The sequence below is a fragment of the Candidatus Methylomirabilota bacterium genome, assembly GCA_036001065.1.
In the GTDB taxonomy this organism is placed as follows: Bacteria; Methylomirabilota; Methylomirabilia; order Rokubacteriales; family CSP1-6; genus MNEF01.
Window position 1 is genome coordinate 1 of the sequence record DASYUQ010000038.1, and the last position, 9,416, is coordinate 9,416.

Annotated in this window: 9 protein-coding genes; 4 read left to right on the top strand and 5 right to left on the bottom strand. The window is 70.2% G+C overall.

Translation table 11 applies throughout. From position 1 onward, the window contains the following. The first annotated feature begins 151 nt into the window (after nucleotides 1–151). Nucleotides 152–910 (top strand): NAD(P)-dependent oxidoreductase, encoded by a 759-nt coding sequence (locus tag VGV13_03470; protein ID HEV8640138.1) that lies wholly within the window; start codon nucleotides 152–154, stop codon nucleotides 908–910. Continuing rightward, complete coding sequence (amrB, locus tag VGV13_03475; GenBank protein HEV8640139.1) at nucleotides 907–1,845, top strand: AmmeMemoRadiSam system protein B; 939 nt, start codon at nucleotides 907–909, stop codon at nucleotides 1,843–1,845. The genes VGV13_03470 and amrB overlap by 4 nt, the downstream gene beginning before the upstream one ends. Here the strand turns inward: amrB and VGV13_03480 are convergent. Genes VGV13_03480 through VGV13_03490 form a run of 3 tightly spaced genes read right to left on the bottom strand, consistent with a single transcriptional unit; the run spans nucleotide 1,803 to nucleotide 4,767 of the window. Next, nucleotides 1,803–2,621, bottom strand: a complete 819-nt coding sequence (locus VGV13_03480) for a carbohydrate ABC transporter permease (GenBank protein HEV8640140.1) — start codon at nucleotides 2,619–2,621, stop codon at nucleotides 1,803–1,805. The two genes, amrB and VGV13_03480, sit on opposite strands and share 43 nt — an antisense overlap. After that, complete coding sequence (locus VGV13_03485; protein ID HEV8640141.1) at nucleotides 2,618–3,490, bottom strand: sugar ABC transporter permease; 873 nt, start codon at nucleotides 3,488–3,490, stop codon at nucleotides 2,618–2,620. The genes VGV13_03480 and VGV13_03485 overlap by 4 nt, the downstream gene beginning before the upstream one ends. Continuing rightward, a complete protein-coding gene (locus tag VGV13_03490; GenBank protein ID HEV8640142.1) occupies nucleotides 3,487–4,767 on the bottom strand; it encodes an ABC transporter substrate-binding protein in 1,281 nt (426 codons plus the stop codon). Before VGV13_03490 ends, VGV13_03485 begins: the two co-directional genes overlap by 4 nt. A gap of 134 nt (nucleotides 4,768–4,901) precedes the next feature. On the opposite strand from VGV13_03490, the gene amrS reads away from it, so the two are divergent. Beyond that, entirely contained in the window at nucleotides 4,902–5,969 is a 1,068-nt protein-coding gene (amrS, locus tag VGV13_03495) for an AmmeMemoRadiSam system radical SAM enzyme (GenBank protein HEV8640143.1), read from the top strand. 414 nt (nucleotides 5,970–6,383) lie between these two features. Continuing rightward, complete coding sequence (locus VGV13_03500; GenBank protein HEV8640144.1) at nucleotides 6,384–6,830, top strand: DUF6338 family protein; 447 nt, start codon at nucleotides 6,384–6,386, stop codon at nucleotides 6,828–6,830. A 364-nt stretch (nucleotides 6,831–7,194) separates the two neighbouring features. Here the strand turns inward: VGV13_03500 and VGV13_03505 are convergent, their stop codons facing one another. Continuing rightward, nucleotides 7,195–8,340 carry an alpha/beta fold hydrolase gene (locus VGV13_03505; GenBank protein HEV8640145.1) on the bottom strand — a complete coding sequence of 382 codons (1,146 nt, stop codon included), beginning with the start codon at nucleotides 8,338–8,340 and terminating at the stop codon, nucleotides 7,195–7,197. A 4-nt stretch (nucleotides 8,341–8,344) separates the two neighbouring features. Further along, the coding region (locus tag VGV13_03510; protein HEV8640146.1) for a cobalamin-independent methionine synthase II family protein at nucleotides 8,345–9,416 on the bottom strand (1,072 nt) is incomplete at its 5' end.

Genomic DNA, 9,416 nt, shown 5'->3' on the forward strand with positions numbered 1-9,416 from the left:
CGGTGTTCAGGAGATGGTTCGACCGCAGCCAGCGCCTCTATAGGAAGACGTGGGTGCGCACGTACCCACCCTGGCCACGGCCGCTACCGACGCCGCGTTTCCGCACATTCCTCGCCAAAAGAATTTCGGATCGGGGTTAGCTGAGGCGCCGATGGCCCCGCGCGCCGTGCTGGTGACGGGCATGAGCGGGCTCATCGGCGGCGCGCTCCTCAAGCACCTGGGGAGCGCGCACGACTTCCGCGCCCTCAACCGCCGTGCCGTCCCCGGCGTCCGCTGCCACCAGGCCGACGTCGCCGACCTCGACGCCATCGCGCCGGCCTTCGCCGGCGTCGAGACGGTCGTGCACCTGGCGGCGATCGCCAGCAGCAGCGCGCCCTTCGCGGACGTGCTCAGAAATAACGTGATCGGCACCCACAACGTCTTCGAGGCGTCGCGGCGGGCGGGGGTCCGGCGGGTGATCTTCGCCTCCAGCGGCGCCACCATCAGCGGGTACGAGCGCGACATGCCGTACCGGGCGCTGGTGGCTGGACGCTACGACGAGGTGACCGGGTGGGCGAAGCTGACCCACGAGACCCCCGTACGCCCGGCGGGCCTCTACGGCGCCAGCAAGGTGTGGGGCGAGGCGCTGGCCCGCCACTACGCCGATACGCACGGGCTCTCGGTGATCTGCCTGCGCATCGGTCACGTCATCGCCGAGGACCGGCCGCTGTCGCTGCGGGACTTCTCGGTCTGGTGCAGCCAGCGCGACATCGCGCGGATGATCGAGCGGTGCCTCGAGGCGCCGGCCAGCGTGGCCTTCGACATCTTCTACGTGGTCTCCAACAACAAATGGAGCTACCGCGACGTCGACCACGCCCGGGCCGTGGTGGGCTTCGAGCCGCAGGACGCTGCCGAGGACCATCGCCGGTGAGGCCGCCCGCCGATGTGCGGCCCTCGCCGCTGGCCGGCGGCTGGTACCCGGCGGATCCGCGCGAGCTGGCGACGACGGTGGACGGCCATCTCAGCGCCGCCCGCCCCCCGGCGGCCGCCGGCGCGGTGGTGGCGCTGGTGGCCCCGCACGCCGGGCACCGGTATTCGGGGCCGGTCGCCGGTTATGCCTTCGGGACGACACGGCAGCTGACGCCGGACCTCGTCGCCATCGTCGGCCCCATGCATGATCCATTCGACGGGGCCCTGCTGACGTCGGGCCACCGCGCCTACGCCACGCCCCTCGGTGACGTCCCCATCGATCCCGATGTCGTGCGGCGGCTCGATGTCCACGTCCGGGACGAGCTGGGCTTCGGGCTGATCCCCGTCAGGAACGACCGGGAACACTCGCTGGAGATCGAGCTGCCCTTCCTGCAGCGCGCGCTCCCCAAGGCCTTCCGCCTGGTTCCGGTGATGGTGCGCGACCAGCGCCGCGAGGTGGCGCGGGGCCTGGGACGGGCGCTGGCGCGGACGCTGGAGGACCATTCGGCGCTGCTGATCGCCAGCACCGATCTCTCTCACTATTACCCGCAGCCGCGCGCGGAGAAGTTCGACGCCGAGCTCTTGCGCCGCCTGGAGGCCTTCGATCCGGACGCGGTGCTGCGCGCCGAGGAGGAGGGCAGAGGCTTCGCCTGCGGGATCGGCGCGCTGGCGGCCGTGCTGTGGGCGGCCCGGGAGCTGGGGGCCGATCGTTTAGAGGTTCTGCGCTACGCGACCTCGGGCGACGCGACCGGCGATTACGCCCAGGTCGTCGGCTACGCCGCCGCGGTCGTCACACGCGGAGGGGCGGGCGACAGCTCCCCACCCGCGCGCCTGATCGCCGGCCGTGGCCGCCGTCATTCCCGGAGCGCGCCGGCCAGGACGCCGCGGACCAGGTAGCGCTGCAGGCCCACCACGATGACGACGGGCGGCAGGCTGGCCAGGATCGAGGCGGCGGCGATGTCGCCCCAGGGGACCTCGAAGACGCCCGGAAAGAGCGCCAGCGCCACCGGCACCGTCCGGCTCGCCTCGGTGGCGGTGAAGGTATAGGCGAAGAGGAACTCGTTCCAGCTGGAGAGGAAGGTCAGCAGCGCCGCCGAGGCCAGCGCCGGCGCCACCAGCGGCAGCACGACGAAGCCCAGCGTCTGGAGGCGGCCGGCGCCGTCGAGCGCGGCCGCTTCTTCGATCTCGTCGGGGATCTCGCGGATGAAGCCGGCCAGCAGCCAGATGATCAGCGGCAGCGCGAACGAGGTGTTGGCGAGGACGAGCGCCGTCCAGGTGTCGCGCAGCCCGAGGGCGCGCAGGAGCAGGTAGAGCGGGCTGACGGTGGCGATCTGGGGGAAGGCCGTGCTGGCGACGATGCCCAGCATGAGCGCCCCCTTGCCCGGGACCGGCAGCCGCGCCAGCGCATAGGCGCCGAAGAGCCCCAGCCCGAGTGCCAGCGCGACGGTAAGCGTGGCCACGACCAGGCTGTTCAGGAGCGCGCGGGGGAGCAGGCTCTCCCGGAGCACCACCGCGTAGTGGGCCAGCGTCGGCCGCGTCGGCCAGAGCGGCGGCAGGACCAGGAGCTCGGTCTCGGGCTTGAACGACGTCAGGAGCTGCCAGAAGAAGGGCGCCGCGTAGGCGACCAGCAGCAGCAGCACGAGGCCGTCGCGGATGCGCTGGCCGCCTCTCACGCGGCCATCCCCTGGCGGCGCAGGACGCGCAGGTAGATCCAGGCGGTGGCCATGACCAGCGCGAACACGATCACGCCGATGGCCGAGCCGAAGCCGAGCTGGAGCGTCTGGAACAGGCTGCGGTAGGCGTACACGGTCAGCGTCTCCGTGGTGGAGGCGGGGCCGCCCCCGGTGAGCACGAACATGAGGTCGAACGCCCGCAGCGCGTCCAGCGTGCGGAAGAGGAGCGCGATCAGGAGCACGCGGCGGAGCAGCGGGAAGGTGATCCGCCCCAGCATGGCCAAGCGCCCGGCGCCGTCCACCTGGGCGGCCTCGTACAGCGCGCCGGGGATCGTGAGGAGCCGGGCATAGCAGAGCAGCGCGACGAAGGGCGTCGTCCGCCACACGTCGGCGAGGATCAGCCCCGGCAGCGCCAGGTGTGGGTCGCCGAGCCAGTTGAGGGATCGTCCGCCCAGCAGGAAGTTCACCAACCCGGCCGAGGGGTGATAGAGCCACTCGAAGAGCTTCGCGGTGACCACCGACGGCAGCGCCCAGGCCAACAGCAGCAACGCCAGCGCGGTCCGCCGTCCCGCGCGCTGCCCCGACAGGGCCAGCGCCACCAGGACGCCCAGCAGGAGCTCCAGGGCCACCGAGGCGCCCGTGAAGGCGAGCGTGACCCACGCGGCGTTCCACAGACGCGGGTCCCCGGCCAGGAACTCGTAGTTGGAGAGGCCGACGAAGCGCGCCACGCCGAAGACGGGGATCCGGCGCTCGAGCGAGAGCCAGAGCACCCACACGCTCGGATAGACGGTGAGGAGGGCGAGGGCCAGGAGCGCGGGGGCGAGGAAGAGCAGCCCCGCTCGCCGGTCGGCGCGCTGGCGCGGGGTCATCGGACGTCGCGCAGCATGTAGCTGACGGTCCGCCGCGCCTGCGCGATGGCGTCGCCCGGCGTCTTGACCTTCACCAGGACCGCGGAGACCTCCGGCTGCAGCGTGGACGAGAGCATCAAGTAGTACGGCGTGACCGGGCGGGGCCGGGCGGCGGCGGTCAGCGCGCCGATCAGGGGCAGGTGGGGGTGGCTGCGCACCAGGTCGGCGTCGCGATAGAGCGCCGTGCGGGTCGGGTTGAGCGCCACGCCGGCGGCCATGGTCTTCTGGGCGGCGGCGCTGGCGAGGAAGCGAACGAGCGCGACGGCCGCCTCGGGATGCCGCGTACGGCGATCGACGCCGAGGTGCGCGCCGCCGGTGGCGCCGGTGCCGCGGGCGCCGTGAGCGTGCCGCGGCAGCGGCGCGATGCCCACTTTGCCGCGGACGGGCGACTCCGGCAGCTCGAAGAGGTCCATCGCGTACGGCCAGTTCCTGAGGAAGATGGCCCGCCCGTCGCCGAAGGCGCGCCGGGAGAGCTCCTCGTCCGCGGCGGTCACCCACGGCGGGCTCACGCCGGTGTCGATCAGCCGGCGGAGAAAGACGAGGACGTCCTCGGCCCGGGCCGGATCGGGGAAGAGGCTTCCATCCTCACCGACGAGCCGCGTGCCGTTCGCCCAGAGCCCCTCGAGCAGATTCACGATCAGGCCCTCGTACTGCTTGCCCTGCCAGAGGAAGCCGTCGAGGCGGGCATCGCGCTGGCCAGCCTGGATCTGCTTGACCTGGGCCACCAGCGCCTCGTACGTCTCCGGCGGCCCTAGGCCGTAGCGGGCCAGGAGATCGGCGCGATAGTAGAGGAGGCCCACGTTCATGATCCACGGCATCGCCCACACGCGCCCGCCCCACGTCGCCGGCTCTACCGCCGCCGGAAAGTGGGCCGCCAGCTCCCCCCGCGGCATCAGCTCGGTGAGGTCCAGCAGCCATCGCGCCTGGGCGAACTCGGGCACCCAGATGACGTCGAGCATCATGACGTCGAAGGCCGGGCCGCCGCCCTCCAGGTTGATCGCGTAGAACTGATGCTGCTCGTCCGTGCTCCAGGGGAGCGACTCGCTCTTGACGCGCACGCCGGGGTGGCGGGCCTCGAACTCGCGGAGGAGACCGGGCAGGGGATCGGAGGGGCCCAGGATCCTGGCGTGCTTGAAGACGAGCGTGACGGGCTCCGCGCGCGGCGGGGCGGGCTGGCAGCCCCCCAGGAGCAGGTGGGCGGATAGGACGAGGAGTGCGGCCGAGGAAAGGTGTCGCATGGCGACCTATTGTCGTCCCGGCGCCCGGTCACGGAAAGCGCCCGAGGCGGTGTGGCGAAGCCGATGCGTTGACTCTGTCGGAGTTTGGCTGAACTATTGTCCGAAGAGATCATGCCGGAGTCGATCCGCGCCTGATGGCGAGCAAACCGTCGGTCACGCTCGAGGACGTGCTCGCGCGGCTGGCGCGCGAGGGCGAGCTCTACGAGCGCCTGCCCGAAGGGCGCGTGCGCTGCTACGCCTGCGGCCACCGCTGCCTGATCCTGCCCGGCCAGCGCGGCGTCTGCAAGGTGCGCTGGAACGAGGATGGGCGGCTGATGGTCCCCTCGGGGTACGTCGCCGCGCTCCAGCTCGATCCCGTCGAGAAGAAGCCGTTCTTCCACGCCTACCCGGGCGCGCGTGCGCTCTCGTTCGGCATGCTCGGATGCGATTATCACTGTGGTTTCTGTCAGAACCATCTGACCTCCCAGGCGCTCCGCGATCCCGCCGCCGGCGTCCCGCCGGAGATCGTCACGCCTCAGCAGATCGTCGACCTCGCGCTCCGACACCGCGCCCGGATTCTCACCTCGACCTACAACGAGCCGCTCATCACGAGCGAGTGGGCCGTCGAGGTCTTCCGGGAGGGCAAGGCGCGCGGGCTGGCTTGCTCGTACGTGTCCAACGGCAACGCGACGCCGGAGGTGCTCGAGTACATCCGCCCCTGGGTCGACCTCTACAAGGTCGACCTCAAGGGCTTCGACGACAGACGCTACCGTAAGCTCGGTGGGCTGCTGCAGACGGTGCTGGACTCGATCCGGCTGGTCTTCGAAAAAGGGTTCTGGCTCGAGATCGTCACGCTGGTCATCCCGGGGTTCAACGACTCCGACGAGGAGCTCAGGGACATCGCGCGGTTCCTGGTCTCGGTCTCGCCGGATATCCCGTGGCACGTCACGGCGTTCCACCCCGACTACAAGATGACGGATCGGGACCAGACCGCCGCCCAGACGCTCCTGCGGGCCGCCGAGATCGGCGTGACCGAGGGCCTGCGCTACGTCTACGCCGGCAACCTGCCCGGCCGCGTCGGGCCCTTCGAGAACACCCGCTGCCCGTCCTGCCGGACGCTGCTGATCGAGCGCGCGGGCTACCGGATCGTCAGGGACGTGCTGACGCCGACCTCCGGGTCCTGCCCCTCGTGCGGGATGTCGATCCCCGGCCGCTGGCGCTGAGCGGCCGGATCACGCCGTCTCGGGACCGACGATCTCCGGGCGGTGCACCCACGGCCGCGCCGCTGCGCGAGTGGGACGACGCGCTCCGGCCACGAGCCTGCATGTACTGTGGAGTGTCCTCGCCAACGTCGCGCGCACGTTCGCGATGGAGACCTAGATGGGTTGCTTTCTTGAGGACTGTATCGATCTCGTGACATTGAAGGTGCCGCCGAGGTGGCGATAGAATCCAAGGGAGAGCGCCTCGGCGATGACCTTCACATCCTTCGACGCCGTGTTTTTCACAACCGCGTTCCTCGTCCCGGGATTCATCTGGGAGTCAGTCCTACACCTCTTCCTCCGCCGTCGCGAGGATCGTGCCGACCGGGCGTGGGTGAGATTCCTGACTCTTAGCGCTTTCAACTACGCGTTCTGGTCGTGGCTCATCTACTTGCTCTTCGTCCGGGCCGGGGTACTGGCGCAGCCGTATATGGCTGCGCTTGCCTGGTTCTTCATTCTGCTCGTTTCTCCAGTCGCTTTCGGAGTAACCACCGGGCTCCTCAGCCAGCGGGCCGTCGTCCGTCGGCTCCTAGCGCGCTACGGGGTCTACACCGTCCACACCCGGTTCCGACGGCATGGGACTACGTCTTCAGCCACTCGACAGGATCCTGGGTGCTGGTCACCCTCGCGGATGGCTCCACGGTAGCGGGGATCTTCAGCGCTCGGTCGTTTGCCTCCTCGGACGCCGCGGAGCGAGACCTCTTCCTCGAGCAGCTCTACAGGGTCGAGGACGACGGCCCTTGGCAGCCGGTGCCGATGAATCGCGGCGTGTGGATTCGAGGGGAGGCCATCCGTGCCATCGAGTTCTTGCAGTTTCAGGAGTAAAATCACGGCGGAGGTAACGCGATGACTTCGCCTGCACGCGTTCGTGAAGGGTATCAGCCCCTGCCCCCGCGGCCGGCCGAACCTCCGGAGAAGAGGGGCTATCAGCCTCAGCGGCCGGTGAGCCCCCAGGCCCTTGCTAACCCCCCTCGGGGAGGCTCCAGTATCCGGCCCCCAGCAGCAGCCCCCCCAAAGAAGTAGGGCTCGGGGAGAGTCCGACCGCCCCGAACGGCAGCACATGTCGGCCGACACTTCCGCGAGCGGCTGTGTCGTCACAGCCACCGTCTCTCCGCAGGAAATGGTCGTGTTCGCCCGTGGGATGGCCGACTTCCACCGGAACCGTGGGACGAAGGTGGTCAGGCCATAATCAGCGCAGCTCGCGGAAGAACGCGCGGATGTCGGCGGCCAGCGCCGCCGGCTCCTCCAACGCGGCGAAGTGGCCGCCCGCCGGCATCTTCGTCCAGCGCCGGATGTTGTAGACGCGCTCGGCGAGGCGCCGCGGCGGGTGGAGGATCTCACTCGGGAACTCGGCGTACGCGGTGGGCACCGTGATGCGCTGGGCTTCGGGGATCGGCCACGGCCCGTGGAAGCGATCGTAGTAGGGCCAGAAGGACGAGCCGATGGCGCCGGTCACCCAGTAGAGCATCACGTTGGTGAGCAGCAGGTCCTTGCCGAACCGCTGGTCCAGGTCGCCGCTGCAATCGCTCCACGTCCGGAACTTCTCGACGATCCAGGCGGCGAGCCCGACCGGCGAATCGGTGAGGGCGTAGGCGAGCGTCTGGGGTTTGGTGCCCTGGATCCACTGGTAGCCGCTCTCCTCGTGCCGCCAGTGTGCGAGCTCCTGCTCGAAGGCGCGGTCCTCGTCGGTCGGATCCGGCGGCGGCGTGAACTCCCGGCGCACGGCGAGTAGGTTCACGTGGATGCCGACCAGACGGTCCGGGTAGGCGAGGCCCAGGCGCGAGGTGATGAAAGCCCCCCAGTCACCGCCCTGGGCGGCGAAGCGGCGGTAGCCGAGCCCGTCGGTCATCAGCGCGGCGAAGAGATCGGCGATCTCGACGATGCCGAAGCGCGGCTGGTGGGGGCGGAAGGAAAACGTGTAGCCCGGCAGCGACGGGGCCACCACGGTGAAGGCGTCGGCGGGATCACCGCCGAAGCGGGCGGGATCGGTGAGCATCGGCAGGAGCCGCTGGAACTCCACGATGGAGCCGGGCCAGCCGTGCGACAGCAGCAGGGGCAGCGGCGCCGGGCCGACGCCGGGCTCGTGGATGAAGTGGAGATCGATCCCCCCGAGAGAGACGGTGAACTGCCGGAACCGGTTGAGCTGAGCTTCGTGGGCCCGCCAGTCGTACTTGTCGCGCCAGTAGGCGACCAATTCTTTGAGATAGGCGAGGTCGGTGCCGTAGCGCCACCCGGCGCCGGGGATCTCGTCGGGCCAGCGTACGCGCCCGAGGCGCGCGCGGAGATCGGCCAGCACCTCGTCGGCGACGTGGATCCGGAACGGCCGCGGCGTCATCGGCTCAGCCCGCGAAGGACAACCGCGGGTCGGCGGCGGGGATCGGGACCTCCGGCAGCTTCAGCTCGCGGCGCACCAGGTTGGCGCCGAGGTTGATGGCCACGCTCTTGTAGAAGGCGATCCGCCGGGCCAGCCCCTCGCGCCCGAAGCCGCAGTCGGTGGAGAGGATCAGGCGCTCCGGGGGAACGTGCTCGAGCGCCTTGCGGATCAGGGTCGCCACCACGTCGGGCGGCTCCACGGCGGTGATGGTGTGGCTCACCACGCCGATGGCGATCTTCTTGTCGGTCCGGTATTTCCCGAGGAGCGGGAGATCCCGGCCGCCGGTCGACGCGCACTCCAGCGTGACCACGTCGGCGTTGGTCTGGAGCAGGTAGGGGAGCGCGCGCTCGTACGACGGGCGCTCCCAGTGGAGCGGCTGCTGGTTCGGATTGCCCCAGCAGGTGTGCAGCCAGACCTCGGTCTCCACGCCCTTGATCTCGCGGTTGATCGCATCGGTGAAGAACTGCAGATCCTTGTCGGTGGCGCTGCCGTCGGCGCCGGAGATGTGGTGGCGCGGCTCCTCGACCTGGACCACCTGGCAGCCGGCCTTGGCCACCGCGCGCAGCTCGGCGTTGAAGACGTCGGCCAGGTCCAGGATCAGCTCGCGCTCGGAGGCGTAGTGCTGGTTGACGAGCATCTTGGCCAGCGTCTGGGCGCTGATGGCGCCGAACTTCACCGGGCGGTCGGTGCAGCGCTGGGCGACCTTCCAGAGGGAGGCGTAGTCGAGCGGGCCGGCGCCGATCTTGTCGCCGACGATCGCCGGCTGGTAGGCCTCCATCACCTCGTAGAGGATGTGCCCGGGCCGGAGGGTCGTCCAGCCGCCGGCGGTCGAGCGATCCTGGTGGCCGGTGAGGCCGCGCAGCCGCTCGATCGGGTAGTAGAACCACGACTTGCCCCCGACGGTGAGGTCGAAGCGCGAGTCGCCGTCGGTGACGATGTCGAGCCCGGCGCGCTCCTGCTCGCGGACGAGACAGGTGACCGCGTCGAGGTACTGCTCACGGAAGACGGAATCGCCGAGCGCGTCCTTGAAGGCGCGC